This is a genomic window from Parvibaculum sp. (assembly GCF_030651915.1).
Lineage (GTDB): Bacteria > Pseudomonadota > Alphaproteobacteria > Parvibaculales > Parvibaculaceae > Parvibaculum.
This window is the reverse complement of record NZ_JAUSBV010000010.1, coordinates 171,523-197,264: the sequence shown is the minus strand read 5'-3', so window position 1 is coordinate 197,264 and position 25,742 is coordinate 171,523. Positions and strand designations below refer to the sequence as shown.

Below are 25,742 nucleotides of genomic sequence, written 5' to 3'. Positions count from 1 at the left end.
CACCAGTTTCCACCCTCCCCCTGTGGGAGGGTCGAAAAATTCGAGCGGAGCGAGAAGTTTTCGGGGAGGGGTAAGCGAGGAAACGCGGCGCATAATCGGTCACGCACCATTCACCGATAGCGGCGTCCCCCTCCCCAAACGGCTTGCAGCCGTTTGACCCTCCCACAGGGGGAGGGTGGCAGAGCGCAAACCCCTTCGCCTAAATCCCCTCTCGGCAGACTCACCTCGAACCGCTAGCCTCCCCTCGCCGCCATTCCGCGGCCCCGCCGGAGCGCTTCTCCTTGACCCTCACCGTCACGCTTGCCGTCCTTTTCTCCGCCGTCCTCCACGCCACCTGGAACGCGCTGGTCAAGACCGGCACCGACCGGCTGATGACCATGGGCTGGATCGCCGGCGCGACGGGCCTCGTCGCGCTGCCCTTCCTGCCCTTCATTCCCTTTCCCGGCTGGGACGTGGCGAAAATCCTCTTCCTCTCCTTCGTGCTGCATGCCGGCTACAAGCTCTTCCTGGTCAAATGCTACGAGCATGGCGATTTCGGCCAGGTCTATCCGCTCTCGCGCGGCCTCGCGCCGGCGATCGTCACCGTGGTCGGCGCGATCTGGCTCGGCGAAATCCTCCCCACCCCCGCTTTCGTCGGCATCGCGCTGGTCGCCATCGGCATTGTCAGCCTCGCCTTCCGCCGCACCAATGGCGCCGGCCTCCCCAACGATCCGCGCGCGCTCGCCTATGCGCTCGGCACCTCGCTCTTCATCGCCGCCTACACGCTGAACGACGGCCTCGGCGGCCGCATCGCCGAAAGCCCGCATATCTATGTGATCTGGCTCTTCGCCGGCGACGGGCTGATCTTCTTCCTGCTGGTGCTCTGGCGTCGCGGCCGCAAATTCCTGGTGCCGCAGCGCGCCATGGCGATCGGTGCCGCCGGCGGTGTGATGTCGGTGATCGCCTATTGGCTGGTGATCTGGGCGATGACGCTGGCGCCGCTCGGCCCCGTCGCGGCCTTGCGCGAAACCAGCGTCGTCTTCGCCGCCCTGATCTCCGGCCTCCTGCTGAAAGAAGGCCTCGGCTGGCGCGCCGTCGCCGCCGCCGCCATCGTCGCCGCTGGCGTCATCCTTCTGAGGATGTAGACAAGAAAGAATTGGCACGCGGAGGCGCGGAGAAGAGGAGAAGAAAAGAAGGGTTTGCACGCGAAGGCGCGAAGAAGGAAGTAAGGGAAGGTTTCACGCAGAGGCGCAGAGACGCAGAGAGGGATGCATGTTTGGCAGGCGCCCGTTTCCTGTCGCCTGACTTTCTTTGCCGGGCAAAGCCCGGCAAGAAGAAAAGGGGCGCATGCTGGAATTGCTGCCCTCGCCCCGCTTGAAGGCACCTCTGCGTCTCTGCGCCTCTGCGTGAACATTTCTTTCTTCTTCGCGCCGACTTGTCCGCCGAAGCTGCGAAGCAGCGTAGGGGGAAGGCGCAATAATTTTCTCTTCTCCGCGACTCCGCGTCTCCGCGTGAAAAAATCTTCCTTACTTCTTCGCGCCTTCGCGGCTTCGCGTGCCAATCCCTAAAGATTGACGCCAAGCCCCTCATCGGCGCCGATCATGATGTTGAGGCATTGCACCGCCTGCCCCGAAGCGCCCTTGCCGAGATTGTCGAGCAGCGCCACCAGCCGCGCCTGCCTGGTGCCTTCATTGCCGAACACGAACAGCTTCATCTCGTTGGTGCCGTTCAACTGCTCCGGGTCGAGCTTGGTCATGCCCGCGCTCTCTGCAAGCGCCGCCACCGACACGAACCGCGCACCTTCATAAGCCGCCGCGATCGCCGCATGCACGGCGGCCAGCGACGGCGCGCCGGGCAGCGCCCAGAGCTGCAGCGGCACTTCCACAATCATGCCCTGCGCATAGCGCCCGACATTCGGCGTGAACAGCGGCGGATGCGAAAGCCCCATATTCGCCTGCATCTCCGGCACATGCTTGTGCGCAAGCCCCAGCGCATAGGCGCGGAAGGCTTCGAGCGTGTAGTTGGACGATCCCTCATCCTCGAACTCGGCGATCATCTGCTTGCCGCCGCCCGAATAGCCCGACACCGCATTGACGGTGAGCGGCCAGCCCTTCGGCAACAACCCCGCTTCGACCAGCGGCCGCGTCAGCGCAATGGCGCCGGTCGGATAGCAGCCGGGATTGGTGACGCGCAACGCGCCCGACACGAGCTGCCGCTGCGCCACCGTCATCTCGGGAAACCCGTAAACCCAGCCCTCGGCCACCCGATGCGCCGTCGAGGCGTCGATCACGCGCGTCGTTTTGTTCGAGATCAGCGACACGGCTTCCTTCGCCGCGTCGTCGGGCAGGCATAGCACCACGATGTCGGCGGCATTCAGCGCCTCTTTCCGCGCCGCCGCGTCCTTGCGCTTCGCCTCGGGAAGCGAAATCAGGTCGAGATCGGCGCGCCCGTCGAGCCGCGCCCGGATCTGCAATCCGGTCGTCCCCACTTCACCGTCGATGAAAACTTTCGTGGTCATTGGTCACCCTATACTCTCAACATCGTCATGACCCGGCTTGTCCGGGTCATCCACGTCTTCCTTCCTGCTTACAGGCAAAGACGTGGATGGCCCGCATGAAGCGGGCCAAGACGGCGTGTAAGATAAACTCCACAAAACAAAAAGGGCGCTCCGGTATGCCCGAAGCGCCCCTGATCGTCGTCGCGAATGCGATCAGCGCTTCGAGAACTGGAAGCTGCGGCGGGCTTTCGCCTTGCCGTATTTCTTGCGTTCGACAACGCGGCTGTCGCGCGTCAGGAAGCCTTCCTTTTTCAGCACGCCGCGAAGCGACGGTTCGAAATAGGTCAGCGCCTTCGAAATGCCGTGACGGATGGCGCCCGCCTGGCCCGACAAGCCGCCGCCCACCACCGTTGCGGTGATGTCGAACTGCTTCTCGCGCGCGGCTGTCACCAGCGGCTGGTTGAGGATCATGCGCAGCACCGGACGCGCGAAGTAAACCTCGAGCGTGCGGCCATTGATGCTGACGCGCCCCGAACCCGGTTTGATCCAGACGCGGGCAACGGCGTTCTTGCGCTTGCCGGTCGCATAGGCGCGGCCGAACTTGTCGAGCTTCGGCTCCACGGGCGCGGCTTCGGCGGCGGGCGCGATGGCCTCTTTCAGGCCTTCAAGCGTGGTTGTTTCAGACATGGCTTTCCGCGCTCCTGGCATTCTTGCGGTTCTTCGCCGCGAAGTCGATCTTCTGTGGCTGCTGCGCTTCGTGCGGATGCTCGGCGCCGCCATAGATGTGCAGATTGCCGAGCTGCTTGCGGCCCAGCGGTCCGCGCGGGATCATCCGCTTGACCGCCAGCTCGAGAACGCGCTCCGGGAAGCGGCCTTCGAGAATGCGCTTCGGGCTCGTTTCCTTGATGCCGCCGGGATGACCCGTATGGCGGTAGTAGCGCTTGTCGTCATATTTGGCGCCGGTGAAAACCACCTTGGCCGCATTGACGATGATCACGTTGTCGCCGCAGTCGAGATGAGGCGTGTAGGTCACCTTGGTCTTGCCGCGCAGAACATTGGCGACATAGGACGCAAGCCGGCCGACCACGATGCCTTCGGCATCGATCACGATCCACTTCTTCTCGATCTCCGAGGCTTTCGCGGAATAGGTCTTCATTGCGAAACATCCTGAAAAATCTGGAAGGGCCGCAATCGCGGCCCCTGTTCGGCGCTGCTTCTAGGCGATCCCCCGATGCCTGTCAACAACATCCGGTACGCCCGAGGCCCGAAAAACGCTGAAATAACAGGCTTTTGCCGATGGGGTATTATAATACCCCATTCGCCTGCTTCGGCGGGATCGAATAGGTCGAGACCGCATGGGCGACCGGCTCGCCCTCGGCCCCTTCCTGCCACATCGAGATCTCGCCGACCGCCAGCGCCCGCCCGAGCTTCAGCAGCCGCGCCTCGCCGATAATCTCGGCCGGCCGCGGTTTCCGCAGGAAATTGATCGAGAGATTGGTGGTCACCGCCAGCGCCACCGGCCCGATATGGGCCAGCACCGCCGCATACATCGCATAATCGGCCAGCGCCATCATCGCCGGGCCCGAGATCGTCCCGCCGGGCCGCAGATTGCGTTCGGCAAAGGCGAGCCTCAGCCGCGCGAAACCGGGCCCCACCGCCTCGATTCGCGTCAGCGCGCCGCCTTCCCGCATCTGCGGAAACTCGCGCGCCATGAAGTCTTCCAGCGCCTCGACGCTCATCACCGGCTTCAGCCCCGTCATTCGTCCATCTCCCGCCGCTCATCCCCGCCCGCTTGCTTACAAGGCCCCGCGCCGCCGCCCAACAGAAAATCGGCGCCGGCCCTTGCAGTCCCCGCCGCCCCTCCCTACCTTCTTCGGAATGAACGTTCATTCCGAAAATCCCTCCGCCGGCGACCCCAAGCGTCGCCGCATCCTCGAGGCGGCCCTCGGCCTTTTCAGCGACGAGGGCTTCCACGGCGCCTCGATGGCGAGCCTGGCCAAATCGGCCGGCATCCCCGTCGGCACGATCTACCGTCATTTCGCCGGCAAGGAGGAGCTGATCCACGCCCTTTATGTCGAGATCAAGCGCGAGCGCCTTGCGGCCATGTTTGCGGGCTATGACCCGGCCCTGCCGCTGCGCGCCCGCTTCGACCGCCTCTGGCGCAACACCTTCGCCTATTGCCTGTCGCATCCGCGCGAATTCTGCTTCGCCGAGCAATATGCCTTCTCGCCCTTTCTGCGCGACGCCGGAAAGTCGATCCAGGGTGAATTCAAGGCCGAGCTCACCAGCTTCTTCGGCGAGGGCTATCGCGACGGCGTCTTCAAGTCGCTGCCGCCCGACATTCTCTCATCCCTGATCTCCGGCCCGCTCAACGCGCTGGCCGCCCGCGCCATTGCCGGCGCAACGAAACCCGGCGATGCCCGCCTGCAGGACGTGATCGACGCCTGCTGGGACGCCATCGCCGTCTGACATTTCCTTCCACACCCAAACCGACGGGAACCTCCATGCAATACGCACAACTCGGCAATACCGGCACTTTCGTTTCGCGTCTCTGCCTTGGCACCATGACCTTCGGCGGCAAGGGCTCGCCCTTCGGCGTCGTCGCCGGCCTTGAGCAGAAGGAGGCCGACGCTCTTGTCGGCGGCGCGCTCGATGCCGGCATCAACTTCCTCGACACCGCCAACGTCTATTCCGTCGGCGAATCCGAAACCATCACCGGCAAGGCGCTCGGCGCGAAACGCAAGAACGTCGTCCTCGCCACCAAGGCCTTCGGCCGCATGGGCAAGGGCGCCAACGAGGTCGGCGTCTCCCGCCTCGCCCTGATGCAACAGGTGGAGGCGAGCCTGAAACGTCTCGGTACGGATTATATCGATCTTTACCAGATCCATGGCTGGGACGCCGTCACGCCGATGGAAGAATCCTTGCGAGCGATGGACGACCTCGTCCGCCAGGGCAAGGTCCGCTATGTCGGCGTTTCCAACTGGCAAGCATGGCAGATCATGAAGGCGCTCGGCATTTCCGAACGCCGGGGCTTCGAGAAATTCGCCACCCTTCAGGCCTATTACTCGCTGGCCGGCCGCGACCTCGAACACGAAATCGTGCCGCTGCTCGAAGACCAGAAACTCGGCCTGATGACATGGAGCCCGCTGGCGGGCGGCGCCCTTTCCGGCAAGTTCTCGCGCGACTCGAAAGCCAATGAAGGCCGCCGCACCCAGTTCGACTTCCCGCCCGTCGATGTCGAGAAGGTCTACGACATCGTCGACGTGCTGAAAGGCATCGCGAAGAAGCACAAGGCGACCGTCGCGCAGGTAGCGCTCGGCTGGCAGCTACACAAGCCCTATGTCACGACCGTCATCATCGGCGCGAAGACCGAGGCCCAGTTGAAGGACAATCTCGGCGCCGTCGACGTGGCGCTCGATGCCGAAGACCTCGCTGCCATCGACGCCGCCAGCGCGCCGACGCTCACCTATCCCGGCTGGATGATCGGCCAGCAGACCGACCGCAAGCCCGGCGCCGTCCGCGACTGGTCGACGGTCGCCCGCTCGACGTTCTGACGTCCCGGCGTCTCCGGATTTGGAAGGCGGGCGGCGGGCCGTGTAGGCTCGCCGTCCCGTTTTCTTTCCGGAACCCGCCATGCGCCCCGTCACACTGAAAACCGAACGCCTGATCCTGCGTCCCTGGACGGAAGCCGACTTCGCGCCCTTCGCCGCTATGTCGGCCGATCCCAGGGTGATGGAGCATTTCCCGGGCACGCTCTCCCGCGCCGAAAGCGACAATGTCGCGACGATCCTGAAATCCGACATCGAGATCATGGGCTATGGCTTCTGGGCCCTCGAAGTGCCGGGCATTGCCCCCTTCATCGGCTTCACCGGCATCCGCCCGGTCACCTTCGAGGCGCATTTCACGCCTGCGGTCGAGATCGGCTGGCGCCTCGCGCCGGCCCATTGGGGCAAGGGCTATGCCTCCGAAGCCGCCGGCGCCGCGCTGGCCCATGGCTTCGAAGCCGGCCTCCCCGAAATCGTCTCCTTCACCGTCACCGGCAACCTGCGCTCGCAAGCCGTCATGCAGCGCCTCGGCATGACCCATGATCCGAAGGACGACTTCGACCACCCCAACTTGGCCCCAGGCCACAAGCTGAGGCGCCATGTGCTCTACCGGATGAAGCGCCCCTGACTCCGGCGCGCCACCCCGCTATGCTCCCCGGAAAGAAACACAGGGAAACGCCACCATGAGCCAGTCCGCCGCGAAAGCCGCTGCCGAGCCGCTTCTGATCCGCGAGGACCAATCCGGCATCGCCCGCCTGACCATGAACCGCCCGGCGCAGCGCAACGCCCTGTCGCGCGACCTGATGGACGCGATGCAGGCCGAATTCGCGCGCCTCGCCGCCGATGCGAATGTCCGCGTGGTCGTGCTGGCGGGCGCCGGGCCCGGCTTCTGCGCCGGCCACGACCTGAAGGAGCTGACATCGGCCCGCACCGAAGCCGATCGCGGCCGCGCCTTCTACGAAGCGACGATGCGCCAATGCAGCGCCCTGATGCAGGCGATCGTTCATTGTCCGAAGCCGGTCATCGCCCGCATCCACGGCATCGCCACCGCCGCCGGCTGCCAGCTCGTCGCCAGCTGCGATCTCGCCATCGCTGCAACCGAAGCGAAATTCGCCACCCCCGGCGTCAATATTGGCCTCTTCTGTTCGACGCCGATGGTCGCCCTGTCGCGCAACGTAGCGCGCAAGCAGGCGATGGAAATGCTGCTGACCGGCGAAATGATTTCGGCCGCCCGCGCCGTCGAGATCGGCCTCGTCAACCGCGCCGCCCCGGCCGAAGAACTCGACGCCGCCGTCGCCACGCTCGCCCGCCTGATCGCCTCGAAATCGGCGCATACCGTTGCGATCGGCAAACGCGCCTTTTACGAGCAGCTCGAAAAGCCGCTGGCCGAAGCCTATGACTATGCCAGCGAGGTCATGGTCAAAAACATGCTGGCCCGCGACGCCGAGGAAGGCATCGGCGCCTTCATCGAGAAGCGCGAACCGAAATGGGAAGACCGCTGATGCCCCCTTCAACCGCAAATGAGGTCGAACCCGGCGACGTCGAGCATATCCTGCGCGAGACGAAGACAATTGCGCTTGTCGGCGCCAGTGCCAATCCGCGCCGCGACAGCCACGAGGTCATGCGCTTTCTGCAAGGCAAGGGCTACCGCGTCATTCCGGTCAATCCGGGTCTGGCCGGCGGCGATCTCAACGGCGAAAAGGTCTATGCGACGCTTGGCGACATTCCCGAAAAGATCGACATGGTCGATATCTTCCGCAACTCCGAAGCCGCCGGCGCAGTCGTCGACGAGGCAATCGCCATCGGCGCCAGATATGTCTGGATGCAACTCGGCGTCGTCAACAACGAAGCCGCCACCCGCGCCCGCGCCGCCGGCCTGAAAATCGTCATGAACCGCTGCCCGAAAATCGAGATACCGAAATTGGGGATGTAACGAAACTGAATCCTTGTAGCTCAATGGCTCAGGCCTTCTCGCCCGCGCCTACCGGAGCAGTCTTTAGCGGACATTCCAGCCAACCAGCAAGCGCCGCAATCGTTTTAGCGCACGACGAGATTCCCCTGCTCTGCTGCAATATCTTGCCGGATTCTGAGTAGCGACTGATACAAAGCACAACCATAATCTTCCGAACAACTATTGCGCAACGCGAGCGCGGCCGCAGGGCCAGCACTTAACTGCCAATTCATCGATCGCCAGGTGCTACCTCGCATTGGGTAGCGGTGCACCGTGCTCTACCGGAAGCCCTGCCGCTCTCCACTCGGGCAATCCGTCCTCCAGCCGCCGCACCTTGAAGCCACGCGCCCGCAGTGCGGCCACCGCCTCAAACGACAGGACACACCAGGGACCACGGCAATAGGCGACAATTTCCTGCCCGGGGTCGAGACCGGAGAGCCGCTGCTCCAACTCGCCGAGCTGCACGTTGATGGCACCGGGCAGGTGCCCTGTCGCGAATTCATCCGCGGGGCGGACATCAAGCACCGTGACGAGTCCGTCACGCATTCGCGTCAGTAGTTCGTCTCGCGAAACCGGTTCCATATCGTCACGCGCATTGAAATACGCGCGTCGAATGCGATCAACCTCGGCCAGATTGTGGTCCGCCACGTTCGAGAGCGCCGTCATCAGATCAAGAACGGTGTCGTCGACAAGCCGATAGAGGACGAACTTGCCCTCGCGGCGGGACACAACCAATCCCGCCCTTCTGAGTTGCTGCAAATGCTGCGAGGCGTTTGCCACCGTGAGGCCGACCCGCTCTGCGAGCGCTTCCACACTGCGCTCGCTTTGGGCCAGATGTTCAAGCATCTCTAGCCGGTGCGGTGAGCCGAGCGCACGGGCCACGAGCGCGAACTCTCCATAGAGCGCCTGCTTGGGAGCGATTGACATCTGCCTGCATCTCACATTATATCATTCAAGCGATAGTTTGAATGTAGAGATCCGATATCCGTAACGCAAGGTCTCTGTGAATGCCCGAAACCCTACTAGCCAACGAACCAATGATCCGCATGGGGCTCTTTGTTGGCATTCTCGGCGTCATGGCGTTTTGGGAAATGGCCGTGCCCCGGCGGCGGCGGGAGATTCCTCGGCTGATCCGCTGGACAAACAACTTTGGCGTTGTCGTCCTGGGCACTGTTCTGGTGCGGCTGGCCTTTCCCATCGTAGCGGTCGGCATGGCCATCCTCGCGGCGGAGCGTGGCTGGGGCCTCTTCAATGTGTTCGAGGTTCCGTTCTGGCTCGCGTTCATCCTGTCGGTCCTGGCGCTCGATCTCGCCATCTACTTGCAGCACGTGATGTTTCACGCCGTGCCTGCGCTTTGGCGGCTGCACCGCATGCACCACGCCGATCTGGAGTTCGACGTCTCCACTGGCCTGCGCTTCCACCCCGTCGAAATCCTGCTTTCCATGGTCATCAAGCTCGCGGTCGTTGTCGTCCTCGGCCCGCCTGCGGTCGCCGTGCTCGTCTTCGAGGTGCTGCTCAACGCGACCTCTATGTTCAACCACGCTAACATTCACATCCCAGAGCGGATCGACCGCATTTTGCGGCTGTTCGTGGTAACCCCGGACATGCATCGCGTGCATCACTCGATCCTGCCGAGCGAAACCAACTCCAATTTTGGTTTCAACCTGCCCTGGTGGGACCGGCTTCTCGGCACCTACCGGGCGCAGCCACGCAAAGGGCATGACGGTATGACCATCGGCATCGAGCAGTTTCGCACGCTACGCGACCTCTGGCTCGACCGGATGCTTGTTCAACCGCTGCGCGGCCCAGCCAGCGGCTACGCGATCAATAGAGAACGTCGGGAGGAAGAGCGATGAATTCGCGCCGCATTCTACTGCGCGCCGCCCTTGCCGTCGCCGTGGCAGCCGCAATCACGGCGACCCTCCTGTACCGGGACCAACTGGATGTGGAAGCCGTCGAAGTATGGCTGGCCGGGTTCGGTCTTCTGGCCCCGCTCGTCTATCTGGCGCTCTATACGGTGGGCACCGTCGCGTTCCTGCCGGGCGCACTCTTCGCGCTCGCCGGCGGCGCGCTGTTCGGGCCTGTCTGGGGTGCGCTCCTCAATCTCGCAGGTGCCACGATCGGCGCGACCCTGGCCTTTCTTGTCGCACGTTATCTTGCGGGTAAGTGGGTGGCGCGCCGGACCGGCGGGCGCTTGAAGCGACTCATCGAGGGTGTCGAGGCGGAGGGCTGGCGCTTCGTGGCCTTCGTGCGACTGGTTCCGCTGTTCCCTTTCAACCTGACCAATTACGCGCTCGGCCTCACCCGCATCGGGCTCCTTTCCTACGTCGCGACCTCGTTCATCGCCATGGCGCCAGGCGCCATCGCCTATACGTGGCTCGGCCACGCCGGACGCGAAGCACTGGCCGGAGATGCCTCTGCGATCCGCTACGGGCTGATGGCGCTCGGACTACTCGCGGCCATCGCCTTCCTGCCGCGCTTGGTGCGCCGGCTTCGCGGCGATACCGGCTCGCGGTGGATCGATGTGAGTACGCTGGAAAACCGACTCGCGACGAACGGGATTACGCTAATCGACGTGCGTGAGCCTGACGAGTTCGTCGGTCCGCTTGGTCATATCTCCGGCGCGCTGAACATGCCGCTCGGGGAAATCCGGGACCGGATGGGCGAGATCGAAACGCTGCGCGATCATCCGGTCGCGCTGGTCTGCCGGACCGATAAGCGCTCGGCATCCGCCGCCGCGACGTTACGGTCAGCGGGATTCCGCGATGTCCATGTCCTGCGCGGCGGCATGGAGCAATGGAATCGGTCAGGGACCCCCGTCGAAGGCATGGGCCACGCCTGCAATCCCGGAACGGCCGCCGAAACATCCCGATCAAAGCAGACATGGAAAGGGGAAAAGACATGAGAATAACCCGCACGATATCGGCCGCAGCACTACTTGCCGGAATCGCTCTCGCGCCAGCTTTGGCATGGGCCCAGCAGGCGGAGCCCTATGGACGTGCCTATGGTCCACACATGATGGACTGGGGCGGAGGCTGGTACGGCATGATATTCGGCCCGCTCTTAATGATCCTCGTCCTCGCGATCGTGATCGCGATCGCTGTGCTCCTGGTGCGCTGGCTCGGCGGGGCGGGTCACGACGTCCATCAACCTCATCACGGTCAGGCGGGACGCACGGCGCTCGATATCCTCAAGGAGCGCTTCGCACGCGGCGAAATCGACAAGGAAGAGTTCGAGGACCGACGCCGCACACTCGACGAGTGAACTCCGGATTGCACCTCGAAGTACTGGCAATCAGAAAGGCTGATGCATGCATGCCCTATTCATTCTGAACGACCCGCCCTACGGCACCGAGCGCGTCTACAACGCGCTACGGCTCGCCCATACTCTGCTGAAGCGCGACAGCGGGACCGAGATCACCGTGTTCCTGATGGCCGACGCTGTTGTCAGCGCCCGCAAGGGACAGAAGACCCCGGACGGCTATTACAATGTCGAGCGCATGTTGAAACGTGTCCTGACGGGCAAGGGCCGCGTCCTGCTCTGCGGAACCTGCATGGACGCACGTGGCATGACCGAAGACGACGTCATGCCGGGGGCGACACGCCGCACGATGGACGAACTCGCCGAGGCCACCGCGAGCGCCGATAAGGTGCTGGTATTCTAAGCCATGCGGCGCATCTATCTCGACCACAACGCCAGCACGCCGATCGCACCGGAGGTCTCGGCGGTTATGCGCGAGGCTATGGAAGATGCCTTCGGCAATCCATCGAGCGAGCACTGGGCCGGCAGCCCCGCCCGCGAGTTGGTCGAGAGCGCCCGAAGCCAGGTTGCGGAACTCCTCGGCTGCGCGGCGGGCGAGGTGGTGTTCACCAGCGGGGGCAGCGAAGCCAACAACCTCGCCCTGAAGGGCATCTTCTATAAGAGTAAGCGCCCGCACCCGCATTTCATCACGACCCGCGTGGAGCATCCGGCAATCGTCGCCCCGCTGCGTTTCCTGGAACGCCTTGGGGCGCATGTGATCTGGCTGCCGGTGGATGGCACGGGGCTCGTCGATCCCGACGACATCCGACGGGCGATCACTACGGATACCGTCCTGATCAGCATCATGCACGCCAACAACGAGGTCGGGACGATTCAGCCGGTCGAGGACTGCGCGGCAATCGCCCGCGAGCACGGAATCCCGTTCCATACGGATGCGGCTCAGTCGGTCGGCAAGATCTCGACCCGCGTCAACGATCTCGGCGTCGATCTGCTCACGATTGCCGGACACAAGCTCTATGCACCGAAGGGCGTTGGCGCGCTTTACATCCGAGACGGCGTGCAGCTCGAACCACTCATTCATGGCGCAGGCCACGAGGGCGGCCGGCGGGCCGGAACTGAAAGCGCATTGCTCACCGCCGCCCTCGGAAAGGCTTGCGTCCTTGCAGGCGACCTCGCGCCTATGAGCGACGCCCGCGACCTGCGAGACCGTTTCTGGCAGATGTTGAAGGACCGGTTCGGCGACGGCGTCGTCCTCAACGGCCATGCCGAGCTCCGGCTACCGAACACCCTCAACGTTTCCTTCGTTGGGCGGGTCGGGGCGGAGATTCTCGCCGCCGTTCCGGAGATCGCTGCTTCGACCGGCTCCGCCTGCCATGCTGGGCGGATCGAGTTGTCACCCGTCCTGGAAGCCATGGGCGTTACGCCCGAGGTCGGTATGGGCGCGATCCGCTTCAGCCTTGGTCGGAGCACGACTCAGGCGGACGTGGACGCAACCGTCTCCGGCCTTGCCGAAGTGCTCACTTCGACCGGTACAGGTGCGAAAGCGTGACGGAAGAGGTCTCGGATAGCCTCTACGATGTCGATGCGTTGCCGCCCGCACATTCGGCGTGGCGGCAAAGCGCGCTCGGGAAGATCACCGGTGCGCTTGAACAGAGGTTGATCCTGGGTCTCCTATGCCGGCCTCGACAGCGATCCCTTCAACAAGCTGATGAAGAAATATTCGCCGAAAGGCGCCGGCGCCGTTTTCACCTTCGGCGTCAAGGGCGGCTATGAGGCGGGCGTCAAGCTTGTCGGCAAGGTCGAACTCTTGAGCCACCTCGCCAATGTCGGCGACACCCGCAGCCTGATCATCCATCCCTCCTCGACGACCCATCGTCAGTTGACGGAGGATCAGCAGAAAGCCGCCGGCGCCGGCCCCGACGTCGTCCGCCTCTCGGTCGGCATCGAAGACCCCGCCGACATCATCGCCGACCTCGACCAGGCGCTGGGAGCGTAGAGAACTCTTCCCACCCTCCCCCTGAGGGAGGGTCGAAATTTTCTGAGCGCAAGCGAAGGAAATTTCGGGGAGGGGTAAGCGTGGAACTTCAGCGCATAACCGACAGCGCGCCATTCGCCGTCAGCGGAGCACCCCTCCCCAAACGGGCTGCGCCCGTTTGACCCTCCCACAGGGGGAGGGTGGGAACTCAGCCCCTACCGCATCAACCGATGCGCATGCGCCAGCGCCACGGTCAGCACGATCAGCGCGCCTGCCTGATGCGCCGCGCCGAGCGGGATCGGCACCGCCCACAACACCGTCCAGATACCGAGCGCCGCCTGCGCAACAATCGCCAGCGTCAGCAGCGCAGCTCCTTGCGCCGCCGGCGTCCGCCGCGCCGCGAACCAGTGCCAGAGCGTCGCCAGCAACAACAGATAGGCCGCGATCCGGTGCTGGAACTGCACGGTCAGATGGTTCTCGAAAAAATTATGCCAGAGCGGCGATATGCGCATCAGCCCTTCCGGCAGCCACGCGCCATCCATCAGCGGCCAGGTGTTGTAGACGGCCCCGGCCCGCAAGCCGGCGACGAAAGCGCCGAGGATCGTCTGCAGAAAGACGAATATGACAAGCGCCAGCGCCGCCTTGGCGATGCCGTCAAGCGCCCGTGTCGCCTTGCCGCGCATCAGGTCGAGCACGGTCCAGACCAGCGCCATATAGATCAGCGTCGCCAGACCGAGATGCGCCGCCAGCCGGTACTGGCTGACCTCGGTGCGCTCGGTCAGCCCGCTCATCACCATCCACCAGCCGAGCACGCCCTGCATGCCGCCCAGCACGAACAGGAAGACCAGCCGCGGCACCAGCGCCCGCTCGACGCGTCGCCGGACCAGGAACCAGACGAAGGGCACGAAGAAGGCCAGGCCGATCAGCCGGCCGAGAAAACGGTGGCTCCATTCCCACCAGTAGATCGTCTTGAATTCGGCAAGCGACATGCCCTTGTTGATCAACTGGTATTGCGGGATCTGGCGGTAGAGATCGAACTCGGCCTGCCAGTGTTCCTCGCTCATCGGCGGCAGCGCGCCGGTGACGGGTTTCCATTCGGTGATCGACAGCCCGCTCTCGGTCAGCCGCGTCAGCCCGCCCACCACCACCATGATGAAGACGAGCGCGGCGACGCATGCGAGCCAGATCGCGATGGCGCGATGGTCGGCCTGGCTTCGCTCGGCGGCATTGATGCGGGAAAGAAGGCTCATGACGCCTAGAAATAGACCGCGCCGCGCCCCGCGCCTAGTCCGCATCGGCCGCGACAGCTCGCCGCGCTACTCTAGGCAGAGCCGGTCGAATGCTCTAATTCGGGGGCACGGCACCCGCGCGGCATCATCCGGAGTTTCCCCATGCGTCTCGGCATCCGCACACGAAAACTGCTCGGCACGATCATCCTGTTGATCGGCCTGACGCTCTATTCATTCCTGGTGATGACGATTGCGGTCAGCGGCCACCTGTCGGAGAGCGGCTGGATGCAGTTTTTCTATTATCTGATCGCCGGCGTCGCCTGGGCGTTCCCTGCGAAATATCTGATCGTCTGGATGGTCCGGCCCGATCCGGCCTGAAACCGGGGATAAGTGCGCTTATCCCCGCCCCGCAAATCCTGCCCGCGCCGGCGCGCGACCACCGCTCGGGTCATTTGTGACAGTTTTTTGACAGTTTTGTGACAGAGGGGGGGGCTCAGCCGAAACGGCCTGTCACAAGCTTGTTGAGCACGAAGATGACGACGATGAAAAGAGCGATCGGAAGAATGGCATCGATCATCGGCTAACTCCTTGAACGCCTGCGATAAATAAATGGTCGGAGCGGCCGGATTCGAACCGACGACCCCTTGTCCCCCAGACAAGTGCGCTACCGGGCTGCGCTACGCTCCGACCGGACCGACAAGGAGCGAACCCCTTGGGCGGCGCGGACTATAGACGCGAGGCCCCATGGCGGCAACGGCTCAAACCGGCCTTTTTCCGTTATTTTTGAAGGGCATCAGCCCTCCTCTTCCTCGTCCTCATCGGCCCACAGCGTTTCGTCGATCTCGTCCTTCAGCGAAATCAGGTCTTCCAGTATCGCTGCCAACTGCTTGCGCCCGGCGCCCCTGATCGGCCGCTCGGCGCCGGCGCGCTCATCGGCGTCGTCACGCTCGACAGCCTCGCGCGCGCGCTCGGCAACTGAGGCGTCGACCAACCCCTTGCCGGTTTCGGTGACGAACTTAACGCCTTGTTCGCGAAAGACTTTCTGGACGCCCTTGATGGTGTAGCCGTCATTGTAGAGCAGCGTCCGGACGCCGCGCAGCAGGTCGACATCCTCGGGCCGGTAGTAGCGCCGCCCGCCGCCGCGCTTCAGCGGCCGGATCTGGTTGAACTTGCTCTCCCAGAAACGCAGCACATGCTGCGGCACATCGAGCTCGGTTGCGACCTCGCTGATGGTTCGAAAGGCATCTGCTGACTTTTGTATCGTCAAATCAGGTCCCTGCTGACCTTCCCCAAGCCGATGGATGAACACGGATCTGCTCAATGGCGTCGTTCCGATCGCCTAGTCGGCTGCGGCCGACTTGCCGTTCAGTGCCTCGTTGATGCGTTCCTTGAGCACATGGCTCGGCCGGAACACAAGCACGCGCCGCGGCTTGATCGGCACTTCCTCGCCGGTTTTCGGGTTGCGGCCCATCCGGCCGCCTTTCTTCCGTACGGAGAACGACCCGAACGATGACAGTTTCACGGTATCGCCCAGCGCCAGACTGTCCGAAATCTGCGCCAGCACCAGCTCCACCAGCTCCGCGGACTCGTTCCGCGACAATCCGACTTCCTGATAGACCGCCTCGCTCAATTGCGCGCGCGTGACAGTTTCCCCCATGGCCTCCACCTTTGTCGTTTCACCCGAAGCCTATTGTTCCACCGGAAACCCGTCAATATCAATGGGATGGATGATTTTTCTCAAGTGCGAGATTCGAGAACCCTTCCAATTTCCGGCGTCTTCGCTAGTACCGCAGCAGCACCGAACCCCAAGTGAATCCGCCACCCATCGCCTCCAGCAGCACCAGGTCACCGCGCTTGATTCGGCCGTCTTTGACCGCCGTGTCGAGCGCCAGCGGCACCGACGCCGCCGAGGTGTTGCCCTGATCGGCAACCGTCAAAACCACCTTCTCAGGCGGCAAGCCGATGCGCTTGGCGGTGCCGTCGAGAATGCGTTTGTTGGCCTGATGCGGCACGAACCAGTCGATATCGTCGGCGGTCAGACCGGTTGCTGCCAGCGATTCGTTGATCGCTTCCGCGATATTGACGACAGCATGACGGAAGACCTCGCGGCCTTCCATGCGAACATGACCGGTCGATTGCGTCGAGGACGGCCCGCCATCGACATACAGTTTCTCCTTGTAGCGTCCGTCCGAATGGAGATGGGCGGTCAGCACACCGCGATCGGCATTGGTGCCCGCGCCCTCCATTCCCGTGACCACCACCGCGCCCGCACCGTCGCCGAACAGCACGCAGGTCGTGCGATCGGTCCAGTCGAGCAACCGCGAAAAGGTCTCGGCGCCGATCACCAGCGCCGTCTTCGATTGCCCGGTGCGAATAAACGTGTCGGCGATTGTCAGAGCATAGACGAAGCCTGAACAAACCGCCTGGATGTCGAAAGCGGCCCCATGATAGAGGCCAAGCTCGGCCTGCACGGTGACAGCGGTCGCAGGAAAAGTGTTGTCGGGCGTCGTCGTCGCCAGAATGATCGTGTCGATCTCCTGGGGGTCGATACCCGCATCGGCAATGGCGGCCCGCGCCGCCGCCAGCGCGAGATGCGACGTCAGCTCGTCATCCGCGGCAATGTGTCGGCGATGGATGCCCGTCCGCTCGACAATCCACTCATCGGTCGTATCGATGGTTTTCGACAGATCGTCATTGGTCATCACGCGGGCCGGCAAATAACTCCCGGTCCCCAGGACAATTGTTCTGATTACGCTCACGAAAGGACTGCCTCGGATTCCGGTGTGTTTGTATTTTCGTTATGGCCGGTCGCGCCCGTTCCAAACCCGTTGAGCAGGCTGAGATCGGCGATAATCTTGCTGATGAGATCGGCGGACGCGACATCGACGGCGACATCGATGGCAGCCGCAAATCCTGTCGGATCGGTTCCGCCGTGGCTTTTGACGACAAGCCCGTTCAGGCCGAGAAACACCGCGCCGTTCGATGCCCGAGGATCGAGCTTCTTCGCCAGCGCCTGAAACGCGCTTCGGGCGAAAAAATAGCCGATACGCGCCATGAGCGAACGGCTTATGGCCGCGCGCAGATATTCCAGGACAAGACGCACGGTGCCTTCAGCCGTCTTCAGCGCGATGTTGCCGGTGTAGCCATCTGTCACGACGACATCGACCGTCCCCTTTGCGATGTCGTCGCCTTCGACGAAACCGTGGAAATGCATCGGCAACTTCGCCGCGCGCAACATCTGCGCTGCGTCTTTCACCTGCTCTGTGCCCTTGACTTCCTCTTCGCCGATATTGAGCAAACCGACCAGCGGCCGCTCCAGATTGAAGATCACGCGTGCAAACGCTTCGCCCATAACGGCGAACTGGACAAGCTGCGCGGCATCGGGACCGATCGTTGCGCCGAGATCGAGCACCACGCTCTCGCCGCGCGCCGTCGGCCAGATCGCCGCCAGTGCCGGCCGTTCGACATTCGGCATTGTTCTCAGGATCACCTTGGCCATCGCCATCAGCGCACCGGTATTGCCTGCCGAGACAACCACCTGCGCTTTGCCGTCCTTCACCGCGTCGATCGCAAGCCACATGCTGCTGGTCTTGCGGCCACGTCTGAGCGCCTGGCTCGGCTTGTCCATCATCGCGACGGCGACGTCGGTATGGACGATTTCGCTCACCGAGGCCACGCGCGGGTGTTTCTCCAGCAAGGGGCGTATCTGGGCCTCGTCGCCAAAAATGAGAAAACGCACCTCCGGGTGGCGGATTGATGCGACTTCGGCGCCGCCGATCACGGTTGCGGGTCCGTGGTCCCCGCCCATGCCGTCCAGCGCTATCGTTATTCCTCGCGTCACCCAGGGTCCCTCTTCAAAAACCGGTGCACGCCATCAACCGCCGCGCGCCCAGAAGATACAAGGTTGCCGATGCGACACAATAGGCAGAAAGGGCTGGAAATCTTGGCGACTCAGTCATTTTTCTTGAGTTTCTCCAGCGCGGCGAAGGGGTTCGGCCGTTCTTCCGCTACGGCGTCCGGAACGTCCGGCGGCACATCATAGGCGACACCCGGCTTGCGGGGATAAGGATCGATAGCCAGCGCCAGCGCCTCCGCAACCGCCTCGCCGATGTCGATCGCCCCACCTGTCATGGGGTCCGGCGCATCGTCCCCCTCTGCCTCGATCAATATCTCGCGCCCGTCGGCCGCGCCCGCCGGCTCGATCAGATGCTCCGGCAGCCAGCGCCGCGTGAAGCTCTCTTCGACCTTCTGGACCACGGGATCGAGCGTCACCACGCAGGATTGAACGAGCACCGCTTCAAAGCGGCAATCCAGCGTCAATCCGTGTTTGCGAAACGGCCTGACGCTTGCCGTTCCGCGCAGATACTGCAATTCGAGAATATTGAAGCGTCGCGCCAGCGCGGCGCATGTCGCGGCATCGGCATCGAACTTGAGGACGGTGCCAGCGGCCGGCACGTCTTTCGCTGCCAGCATGAGGCGGAATTCCGCACCGCCGGCGAGAGGCGACTGAGGGGTCACAATTCAATTCCCCGCAACGAGCCGGTCCGCGCGGTCCGTGCTTTCGGGGGGCGCAACAAACTCAACGTGGCCAGCCATAATATCGTCGGCCGACTGGGAGGCGAGCGCCTGATCGCACTGCCGGACATAGTCCGCCAGCATCGCCGCATGCCCCTCTGCCACCGCTTGGCCGAACACATTCCGCGCAAGCGCATCGGCCAGTACAGCATGATCATTGGCCCGCAACCCGTCCTCATAGGCCCCAATGCGTCCGTAAAACGACGCAGCCAACGCCTTGATCTTCTTGCCGACCGAGAGGTCGCCGACACCCATTTCGCGCAAGGTCTGGTCCATGTCATCAAACAGCACGTTAAAAACCCGCTGACCAAGCGCCCGCCCCTCGGCCCCGGCAGCGCGCAGCCGCCGCAACACGAGGAAAGCATGGAGCGACACCATCTCGAATCGCCCCTCAACCGTGTCGGGAACACCGCCTTGGAGGTAGAAAGCCGGCAGGCGTGCCTGGGCGACAACCGCCCGGTACAGCGAAAAAGCCTCCTCCTCGCCGCGCCGGCGTCCGAAAATTCGTTTCCATATCATGGTTTCGCTCCGGCCATGGCCCATACGGCTTGCCCATGGCCGCATATGTCGATTGAATTTACCGGGCGACAAGGGTAGGTCAACGTAAGAACTTTCGATCCGAGGAGCCTGACCATGACACCGCCGCGCCGAACCGTCCGGACGATTCTGGTCGCCACCTGCCTAGCAACGGCTGGCATGGCGCTCGCAGCCTGTTCGCCGGTCAAGGAAGACCGGGGCTATATATTCGATCCGAACGACCTGACAAGGATCCAGGCTGGCGTGACAAGCAAGGAACAGGTCCGCACGATCATGGGATCGCCATCGACGACATCCGCAATCGATGGAGAGGCTTGGTACTATATTTCCAGCAAATTCGAAACGACCACCTTTTACCGTCCGAAGGAGGTCGATCGCGCTGTTGCGGCGGTCTATTTCGAAAAGACCGACGTTGTGCAGGAAGTCGCCTATTACGGCCTCGAAGACGGACAAATCGTCAACTTCGTCGATCGGACCACGCCGACCCGCGGCAAGGAGCTGACGATCCTTGGACAGCTCTTCGGCAATCTCGGCCGCTACAACGCGCCGGGTGCAGCCATGCCCGGCGTCGGCACCGGCAATCCGGGCAGCCGCAGATAACACGAAAGTCGCTTGCGTCAGCGGACCGCGGCAACAAGACTTTCAAAGAGCCTTTCGATGGCGCGCTCAGCAGCGTCAGAGAACGGTCGCAGCGTCGTATCAACCCCCTTCGATTTCAGCATTGCACTGTCTGAATCGCTGCGCGCGATCGCGGCTACATGCCCGCCGAAACCACGGCCTCGAATTTCCTCGACAAGCGCGACCCGCGGATCCTGATGTGTAACCCCGATTTCATGCGGCGGCACCGCGATGATGATGTATCGCGCCGCGCCGAGCGGCAGTGACTCATGCATATCCGGGTCAAACAAATCGCCGTACATGACATTCGCGCCTTCATGGCTCCAGTCCCGTATGACATCGGGATCGAAATCGACACCGAGCACACTGAGACCGCGCTCCCGAAAGCCCTTGTAGAGCGCACGGCCATACCGGCCGAGACCAAAGAGGATGACGTCATATCGCGCAGCCGGCGTCCCGTCGGCAATCTTCGCCTCGCGATGCGCAATCCGCCGCTCGAACACGCCGAGATAAGGTTCGAGAAAGTTATAGAGCGGCTGGGAATAGAGGATCATGTAAGTCGAGAGGCCGATCGTGATGACGCCGACCAGTGTCACCAGACCGACGGCATCCTCACTGACATGGCCGAGCCCGAGCCCGAGCGCAATGAAGATCAACGAGAACTCGCTGATCTGAGCCACTGTCAGTCCGGCCAGAAACCCCGTTCGCTTGCGATAGCCCATCAGCCCCATGATGGTCATGACAATGAGCGGATTTCCGATCAGCACAAAGAGCGACAGCAACACCGCCGGTCCGACAGCATCGCCGACCACACGCAGGTCGAGATGTGATCCGAGCGAAATGAAAAAGAAAACAAGCAGGAAATCACGCAGGCTGGTCAGCCGCGAACCGATCGCCTCGCGGAACGGCGTCGAGGCAAGAGCGACGCCGGCGATCAAACCGCCAAGTTCCTTGCTGAAGCCGAGATATTCGCCAAGCGCGGCAAAGGCAGCCGCGAGGCCGAGCGCAAAAACGATCAGCAATTCCGGCGCTTTCGCCATGCGGCTGAGGATCGGATGCGCCACCCGGCTGACCACCAGCCACAGCAGGATCAACGGCACCGCGCCGACTGCAAGCGCCAGCGCCGCGTCGAGAAGCCCGGTTTCTTCGGCCGCACTCGCCGTCAGCGCCGACATGACGGCCATTGCCAGTACGACCGCCAGATCCTGAACGATCAGGAATCCAAGCGCAATACGCCCATGCAGCGCATCAAGCTCGCGTTTGTCCGACAGCAGCTTGACGATGATGATGGTGCTCGAGAAGGTTAGCGCCACCGCTACGTACAGGCTGGCAATCGGCGACATGCCGAGACCAAGGCAGATCAGAAAGCCGATGACGGACGTGAAGACAATCTGTCCGACGCCGGTATTCAGCGCCACCACGCCAAGCGTTCGCACGAGATTGAGATCGAGCTTGAGACCGACCAGAAAGAGCAGCAGCGTCACGCCGAGCTCCGAGAGAAGTTCCAGATAGTCGGTTGAACGTACAATATCGAAGCCCGCCGGACCCGCCAGCATCCCGACGATGATGAAGCTGACGATCATTGGCTGACGGAGCCAGACACCCAACAGGCCTATTGCCGAAGCCATGATCAACAATGCCGCAATTTCGTAGAAAACGGTCGCTTCCGGCACCGGCCCCTCCCTGTCACATCCAAATCAGTTTCAGATTATTCCGCGCCGTGGTCAAACACCCCGCACATGAAAAGGCCCCGCGGATATCTCCGCAGGGCCTTTCCGTTCTCGTATTCAGGCCGATCAGTGAGCCAGCACCGCCAGAAGCAGAAGCGCCACGATGTTGGTGATCTTGATCATCGGGTTGACGGCCGGGCCGGCGGTGTCCTTGTAAGGATCGCCGACCGTATCGCCCGTAACGGCGGCCTTATGGGCTTCCGAACCCTTGCCGCCGTAATTGCCGTCCTCGATGTACTTCTTGGCATTGTCCCAGGCACCGCCACCGGACGTCATCGAGATCGCGACGAAAAGGCCGGTCACGATAACGCCGAGCAGCATCGCACCGACCGCCGAGAAGGCAGCCGACTTGTCGGCGATGCTCAGAATGATGAAGTACAGCACGACCGGCGAAAGCACCGGCAGCATCGACGGGACGATCATTTCCTTGATCGCCGCCTTGGTCAGCATGTCGACGGCACGCGCATAGTCGGGCTTGGAGGTACCCGCCATGATGCCCGGATCGGCCTTGAACTGACGCCGCACTTCCTCGACGACCGAGCCCGCCGCACGGCCAACCGCCGTCATACCCATCGAACCGAAGAGGTAAGGCAGCAACCCGCCGATGAAGAGGCCGATCACCACATACGGATTGGAGAGCGAGAAGTCGGGGCTGACGCCGGCGAAGTACCCGTAGGTATCCGAATTGGCCGCAAAGAACTTCAGGTCCTCGGTATAGGCCGCGAACAGCACCAACGCGCCGAGACCGGCCGAACCGATCGCATAGCCCTTGGTCACCGCCTTCGTCGTGTTGCCAACGGCGTCGAGTGCGTCCGTCGTCTTGCGGACGTCGGCCGGCAGATCGGCCATCTCGGCGATACCGCCGGCATTGTCCGTCACCGGCCCGAAAGCATCGAGCGCCACCACCATGCCGGCCAGCGCCAGCATCGTCGTAACCGCGATGGCAATGCCGAAGAGGCCCGCCAGACCATAAGTGACCAGGATGCCGACCACGATGACGAGCGCCGGCAGAGCCGTCGCTTCCATCGAAATCGCCAGACCCTGGATGACGTTGGTGCCGTGCCCGGTGGCCGAAGCCGCCGCCACCGACCGGACCGGACGGAAATTGACGCCGGTGTAGTACTCGGTGATCCAGATGATGAGGCCCGTCACGATCAGGCCGGCGATGCCGCAGATATAGAGGCTGAAGCCGGTAAAGGGTTTTCCGTTGACGACAAATTCCGTGTCGAGACCGATTACGGCATCGGTCACGAAGTAAAGCGCGATCAGCGACAGCACCGCCGAGGCGATGAAGCCCTTGTAGAGAGCGCCCATAATGTTGTTGCTCTTGCCGAGCCGCACGAAGAACGTGCCGATGATCGAGGTCACGATGCAGGCCGCACCGATGGTCAACGGATAGAGCATCATGCTTTCGAGCCCGGCGCCGACAAAGAAGATCGAGGCCAGAACCATCGTGGCGACGACCGTCACCGCATAGGTTTCGAAAAGATCGGCCGCCATGCCGGCGCAGTCGCCGACATTGTCGCCGACGTTGTCAGCGATGGTCGCCGGATTGCGCGGATCGTCTTCCGGGATGCCAGCTTCGACCTTGCCGACGAGATCGCCGCCGACATCCGCACCCTTGGTGAAGATGCCGCCGCCGAGACGGGCGAAGATCGAAATCAGCGAGGCGCCAAAGCCGAGCGCGACCAGCGCGTCAATGACTTCACGCGAACCCGGCGCAAGGCCAAGGTGAACGGTCAGCACCGCGTAGTAGACCGCGACCGACAGCAGCGCCAAACCGGCGACGAGCATGCCCGTCACTGCGCCGGACTTGAAGGCGACGCCGAGGCCGGCCGCCAGGCTGACGCTCGAGGCTTGTGTGGTGCGCACATTGGCGCGCACCGAAACCAGCATGCCGATATAACCCGCCGCGCCCGAAAGCGTCGCACCGACCAGGAAGCCGACCGCGACCTTGAGGGTCAGCAAGTACCAGACGATGAGGAAGATGACCGCACCCACGGCGGCGATGGTCGTATATTGGCGCGCGAGATAGGCGCTGGCGCCTTCCTGGATCGCCGCTGCGATCTCCTGCATGCGTGCATTGCCCGCATCCATCGCCAGCACCGAGCGTACAGCCCAGATGCCGTAGACGAGCGCAAGCAGCCCGCAGCCGATAATAGCCCACAAAGCAGTGCTCATTGTTTTATCCTTAGGTTTCCTTGACGGATTGTACCGGCGGGAATTTCCATTCGATCTCCGGCGCGGGCGCGCCGGAAGCCCTCCCCCTGCCGAATGCAGAAATCGCGCGGAAAGATGCCAAATACGGCATGGGAAAGCAACCGCCCGTCCGGCCAGGGCCACCGTCTAAAAATGACGGTATCCCAAATGCTTGAAGGCGACCGGCCGGCCGGCCCCATCGACCGGATTTACACCTTCGGCGGCGGGCAGAACGGTCCCGATCCTGACAATCGGAGTCCGCGTTTCCGCCGCGATATCGGCAATCTCAACCTCCCGGCCAGGCGCCGCGGCGAACAGGATCTCGTAATCGTCACCGCCACCGGCAATTGCCTCGATAAGGCCTCCGTCGAGCGCGAGCGCCGCCCGCGCCGCCGAGGAGAGCGGTACCCGCCCCAACTCGATTCGGGCGCCGACGCCCGAAACGGCGCATAAATGCCCCAGATCAGCCATCAGCCCATCAGAGACGTCGAGCGCCCCACTGGCGATGCCCCGTAGCGCGCCGCCGGCAGCCATCCGCGGCTCCGGCAGCCTGTAGCGGCCCGCCAGCCAGTCTCGACGCACTCTGTCCAGCCCTTCGAGACCCCCCTGCAAGACCTTGAGGCCGAGTGCGGCATCGCCGATCGTTCCGGTCACATAAATCCCGTCGCCGACGCGCGCGCCGCCGCGCTTCAGCATCGTTCCGGCGGGCACTTCGCCAACGGCCGTCAGCGTGAAACTTGGTGGACCGGGAGTGCGCACCGTATCGCCACCCCAGAGCGCAATTGCGAAGATCTGCTGATCGGTGGCAAGACCGGTCGCAAATGCGCGCATCCAGGACAGCGGCGTCCCCTCGCGCCAGGCCGTAACGAGGAGATAGCCCTTCGGTGTCGCGCCCTTGGCCGCAAGGTCCGACAGGTTCACCCGCAGTAGCTTGCGCGCCACGCACTCGGCCGGGTCGTCGGGAAGGAAATGTACGCCCTCGACCATGGCGTCGACAGTCAACACGGTCTGATGTCCGGGAGAGGCGGTATAGAGCGCGGCATCGTCTTTGAGGGCTAGCGCCTCCGGCGCCGACGCCGCAAGCGGTACGAAAAGTTCCGCTATCAGAGCGAATTCGTCGGGTGCCTCAGCCTTGTCCGGCGGTGTCATGATCCGCTCCCGCACCGCCCCTGATCTCGCGACCGAGCCGATCAAGCACGGCATTGACGACACCGGGCTCGTCGCCTTCGAAGAACGCATGCGCCACGTCGACATACTCATTGATGACGACCTTTACCGGCACGTCCTTGCAACGCCGAAGCTCATAGGTGCCCGAACGGAGGATCGCGCGCAGCGTCGCATCAAGTCGACCCAGCGACCAGCCTTTCGCCAGAGCGCCATTGACCTGAACATCAAGTTCGCGTTGCTCGCGCACCACGCCGCGAACAATGTCGTCGAAATGCGCCTTATCGGCTTCGACGATCTCCTGATCCTCGACCTGCTGTCCAAGCCGGTGTTGCGTGAACTCGTCAATTGCATCGTCGAGCGGTGTGCTGGCCACATCCATCTGATAGAGCGCCTGCACGGCGCCAAGACGCGCGGCACTGCGCGCCTTCGAGTCGACGCTTTGGCCAGTTGCTGGTTGTGCGGGCACAGAGTTCATTTTT

General features: G+C 63.2%; 29 protein-coding genes, 1 tRNA gene and 1 pseudogene. 14 read left to right on the top strand and 17 right to left on the bottom strand.

Going from position 1 to position 25,742, the window contains the following annotated elements; translation table 11 throughout:
- Positions 1 to 281 precede the first annotated feature (281 nt).
- Positions 282 to 1,124, top strand: a complete 843-nt coding sequence (locus Q7V31_RS14965) for an EamA family transporter (RefSeq protein WP_304735437.1) — start codon at positions 282 to 284, stop codon at positions 1,122 to 1,124.
- A gap of 419 nt (positions 1,125 to 1,543) precedes the next feature.
- Here Q7V31_RS14965 and argC read toward each other — a convergent pair whose 3' ends face one another.
- The 4 genes from argC to Q7V31_RS14945 form a co-directional block, all read right to left on the bottom strand.
- A complete protein-coding gene (argC, locus tag Q7V31_RS14960) occupies positions 1,544 to 2,497 on the bottom strand; it encodes an N-acetyl-gamma-glutamyl-phosphate reductase (RefSeq protein ID WP_304735435.1) in 954 nt (317 codons plus the stop codon).
- A 192-nt stretch (positions 2,498 to 2,689) separates the two neighbouring features.
- Positions 2,690 to 3,163 carry a 30S ribosomal protein S9 gene (gene rpsI, locus Q7V31_RS14955; RefSeq protein WP_304735433.1) on the bottom strand — a complete coding sequence of 158 codons (474 nt, stop codon included), beginning with the start codon at positions 3,161 to 3,163 and terminating at the stop codon, positions 2,690 to 2,692.
- Positions 3,156 to 3,632, bottom strand: coding sequence for a 50S ribosomal protein L13 (gene rplM, locus Q7V31_RS14950; protein ID WP_304735432.1), 477 nt, complete (start codon positions 3,630 to 3,632; stop codon positions 3,156 to 3,158). Before rplM ends, rpsI begins: the two co-directional genes overlap by 8 nt.
- Before the next feature lie 148 nt (positions 3,633 to 3,780).
- A complete protein-coding gene (locus tag Q7V31_RS14945) occupies positions 3,781 to 4,236 on the bottom strand; it encodes a PaaI family thioesterase (protein ID WP_304735430.1) in 456 nt (151 codons plus the stop codon).
- Positions 4,237 to 4,354: 118 nt separating this feature from the next.
- Between Q7V31_RS14945 and Q7V31_RS14940 the strand changes: the two genes are divergently transcribed.
- From Q7V31_RS14940 to Q7V31_RS14920, 5 genes are all read left to right on the top strand, one after another.
- The gene (locus Q7V31_RS14940; protein ID WP_304735429.1) at positions 4,355 to 4,945 is read left to right on the top strand and encodes a TetR/AcrR family transcriptional regulator; all 591 of its coding nucleotides are present in this window, start codon (positions 4,355 to 4,357) and stop codon (positions 4,943 to 4,945) included.
- Between the two features lie 35 nt (positions 4,946 to 4,980).
- The gene (locus Q7V31_RS14935) at positions 4,981 to 6,030 is read left to right on the top strand and encodes an aldo/keto reductase (protein ID WP_304735428.1); all 1,050 of its coding nucleotides are present in this window, start codon (positions 4,981 to 4,983) and stop codon (positions 6,028 to 6,030) included.
- A gap of 79 nt (positions 6,031 to 6,109) precedes the next feature.
- Entirely contained in the window at positions 6,110 to 6,649 is a 540-nt protein-coding gene (locus Q7V31_RS14930; protein ID WP_304735425.1) for a GNAT family N-acetyltransferase, read from the top strand.
- A 55-nt stretch (positions 6,650 to 6,704) separates the two neighbouring features.
- Entirely contained in the window at positions 6,705 to 7,523 is an 819-nt protein-coding gene (locus Q7V31_RS14925; RefSeq protein ID WP_304735424.1) for an enoyl-CoA hydratase, read from the top strand.
- Positions 7,523 to 7,954, top strand: coding sequence for a CoA-binding protein (locus Q7V31_RS14920; RefSeq protein WP_304735423.1), 432 nt, complete (start codon positions 7,523 to 7,525; stop codon positions 7,952 to 7,954). The genes Q7V31_RS14925 and Q7V31_RS14920 overlap by 1 nt, the downstream gene beginning before the upstream one ends.
- Before the next feature lie 264 nt (positions 7,955 to 8,218).
- On the opposite strand, the gene Q7V31_RS14915 is transcribed toward Q7V31_RS14920, so the two are convergent.
- Entirely contained in the window at positions 8,219 to 8,899 is a 681-nt protein-coding gene (locus Q7V31_RS14915; protein WP_304735421.1) for a metalloregulator ArsR/SmtB family transcription factor, read from the bottom strand.
- 80 nt (positions 8,900 to 8,979) lie between these two features.
- On the opposite strand from Q7V31_RS14915, the gene Q7V31_RS14910 reads away from it, so the two are divergent.
- The 6 genes and pseudogenes from Q7V31_RS14910 to Q7V31_RS14885 form a co-directional block, all read left to right on the top strand.
- On the top strand, positions 8,980 to 9,828 hold the full coding sequence (locus Q7V31_RS14910; RefSeq protein ID WP_304735419.1) for a sterol desaturase family protein: 849 nt from the start codon (positions 8,980 to 8,982) through the stop codon (positions 9,826 to 9,828).
- Positions 9,825 to 10,877 carry a VTT domain-containing protein gene (locus Q7V31_RS14905; RefSeq protein ID WP_304735417.1) on the top strand — a complete coding sequence of 351 codons (1,053 nt, stop codon included), beginning with the start codon at positions 9,825 to 9,827 and terminating at the stop codon, positions 10,875 to 10,877. Before Q7V31_RS14910 ends, Q7V31_RS14905 begins: the two co-directional genes overlap by 4 nt.
- A complete protein-coding gene (locus Q7V31_RS14900; protein WP_304735415.1) occupies positions 10,874 to 11,236 on the top strand; it encodes an SHOCT domain-containing protein in 363 nt (120 codons plus the stop codon). The genes Q7V31_RS14905 and Q7V31_RS14900 overlap by 4 nt, the downstream gene beginning before the upstream one ends.
- Before the next feature lie 46 nt (positions 11,237 to 11,282).
- Entirely contained in the window at positions 11,283 to 11,636 is a 354-nt protein-coding gene (locus Q7V31_RS14895) for a DsrE/DsrF/TusD sulfur relay family protein (RefSeq protein ID WP_304735414.1), read from the top strand.
- Between the two features lie 3 nt (positions 11,637 to 11,639).
- Positions 11,640 to 12,782, top strand: a complete 1,143-nt coding sequence (locus Q7V31_RS14890) for a cysteine desulfurase family protein (protein ID WP_304735413.1) — start codon at positions 11,640 to 11,642, stop codon at positions 12,780 to 12,782.
- A 111-nt stretch (positions 12,783 to 12,893) separates the two neighbouring features.
- Positions 12,894 to 13,229 (top strand): annotated as a pseudogene (locus tag Q7V31_RS14885) (PLP-dependent transferase); the annotation flags it as partial.
- 194 nt (positions 13,230 to 13,423) lie between these two features.
- On the opposite strand, the gene Q7V31_RS14880 reads toward Q7V31_RS14885, so the two are convergent.
- A complete protein-coding gene (locus Q7V31_RS14880; RefSeq protein ID WP_304735411.1) occupies positions 13,424 to 14,458 on the bottom strand; it encodes a COX15/CtaA family protein in 1,035 nt (344 codons plus the stop codon).
- Positions 14,459 to 14,599: 141 nt separating this feature from the next.
- Here Q7V31_RS14880 and Q7V31_RS14875 point away from each other — a divergent pair, with 141 nt between their 5' ends.
- Complete coding sequence (locus Q7V31_RS14875) at positions 14,600 to 14,815, top strand: DUF2842 domain-containing protein (RefSeq protein ID WP_304735410.1); 216 nt, start codon at positions 14,600 to 14,602, stop codon at positions 14,813 to 14,815.
- A gap of 232 nt (positions 14,816 to 15,047) precedes the next feature.
- Here Q7V31_RS14875 and Q7V31_RS14870 read toward each other — a convergent pair.
- The 7 genes from Q7V31_RS14870 to Q7V31_RS14840 form a co-directional block, all read right to left on the bottom strand.
- Positions 15,048 to 15,124, bottom strand: a tRNA-Pro gene (locus tag Q7V31_RS14870).
- A gap of 106 nt (positions 15,125 to 15,230) precedes the next feature.
- Positions 15,231 to 15,704, bottom strand: a complete 474-nt coding sequence (locus Q7V31_RS17375; RefSeq protein WP_370690668.1) for a MerR family transcriptional regulator — start codon at positions 15,702 to 15,704, stop codon at positions 15,231 to 15,233.
- A 72-nt stretch (positions 15,705 to 15,776) separates the two neighbouring features.
- On the bottom strand, positions 15,777 to 16,094 hold the full coding sequence (locus tag Q7V31_RS14860) for an integration host factor subunit alpha (protein ID WP_304735408.1): 318 nt from the start codon (positions 16,092 to 16,094) through the stop codon (positions 15,777 to 15,779).
- Positions 16,095 to 16,218: 124 nt separating this feature from the next.
- On the bottom strand, positions 16,219 to 17,196 hold the full coding sequence (locus Q7V31_RS14855) for a beta-ketoacyl-ACP synthase III (protein ID WP_304735406.1): 978 nt from the start codon (positions 17,194 to 17,196) through the stop codon (positions 16,219 to 16,221).
- Positions 17,193 to 18,278, bottom strand: a complete 1,086-nt coding sequence (gene plsX / locus Q7V31_RS14850) for a phosphate acyltransferase PlsX (RefSeq protein WP_304735405.1) — start codon at positions 18,276 to 18,278, stop codon at positions 17,193 to 17,195. Before plsX ends, Q7V31_RS14855 begins: the two co-directional genes overlap by 4 nt.
- A gap of 110 nt (positions 18,279 to 18,388) precedes the next feature.
- Complete coding sequence (locus tag Q7V31_RS14845; protein WP_304735403.1) at positions 18,389 to 18,910, bottom strand: DUF177 domain-containing protein; 522 nt, start codon at positions 18,908 to 18,910, stop codon at positions 18,389 to 18,391.
- Positions 18,911 to 18,958: 48 nt separating this feature from the next.
- A complete protein-coding gene (locus tag Q7V31_RS14840; RefSeq protein ID WP_304735401.1) occupies positions 18,959 to 19,555 on the bottom strand; it encodes a ubiquinol-cytochrome C chaperone family protein in 597 nt (198 codons plus the stop codon).
- 90 nt (positions 19,556 to 19,645) lie between these two features.
- Between Q7V31_RS14840 and Q7V31_RS14835 the strand changes: the two genes are divergently transcribed.
- A complete protein-coding gene (locus Q7V31_RS14835) occupies positions 19,646 to 20,149 on the top strand; it encodes an outer membrane protein assembly factor BamE (protein ID WP_304735400.1) in 504 nt (167 codons plus the stop codon).
- 17 nt (positions 20,150 to 20,166) lie between these two features.
- Here the strand turns inward: Q7V31_RS14835 and Q7V31_RS14830 are convergent, their stop codons facing one another.
- From Q7V31_RS14830 to nusB, 4 genes are all read right to left on the bottom strand, one after another.
- Positions 20,167 to 21,840 (bottom strand): cation:proton antiporter, encoded by a 1,674-nt coding sequence (locus tag Q7V31_RS14830; protein WP_304735399.1) that lies wholly within the window; start codon positions 21,838 to 21,840, stop codon positions 20,167 to 20,169.
- Between the two features lie 123 nt (positions 21,841 to 21,963).
- The gene (locus Q7V31_RS14825) at positions 21,964 to 24,078 is read right to left on the bottom strand and encodes a sodium-translocating pyrophosphatase (RefSeq protein ID WP_304735397.1); all 2,115 of its coding nucleotides are present in this window, start codon (positions 24,076 to 24,078) and stop codon (positions 21,964 to 21,966) included.
- Between the two features lie 165 nt (positions 24,079 to 24,243).
- Positions 24,244 to 25,245 (bottom strand): thiamine-phosphate kinase, encoded by a 1,002-nt coding sequence (gene thiL, locus Q7V31_RS14820; protein ID WP_304735396.1) that lies wholly within the window; start codon positions 25,243 to 25,245, stop codon positions 24,244 to 24,246.
- The gene (gene nusB, locus Q7V31_RS14815; RefSeq protein ID WP_304735394.1) at positions 25,223 to 25,738 is read right to left on the bottom strand and encodes a transcription antitermination factor NusB; all 516 of its coding nucleotides are present in this window, start codon (positions 25,736 to 25,738) and stop codon (positions 25,223 to 25,225) included. The genes thiL and nusB overlap by 23 nt, the downstream gene beginning before the upstream one ends.
- Between the last annotated feature and the right edge of the window lie 4 nt (positions 25,739 to 25,742).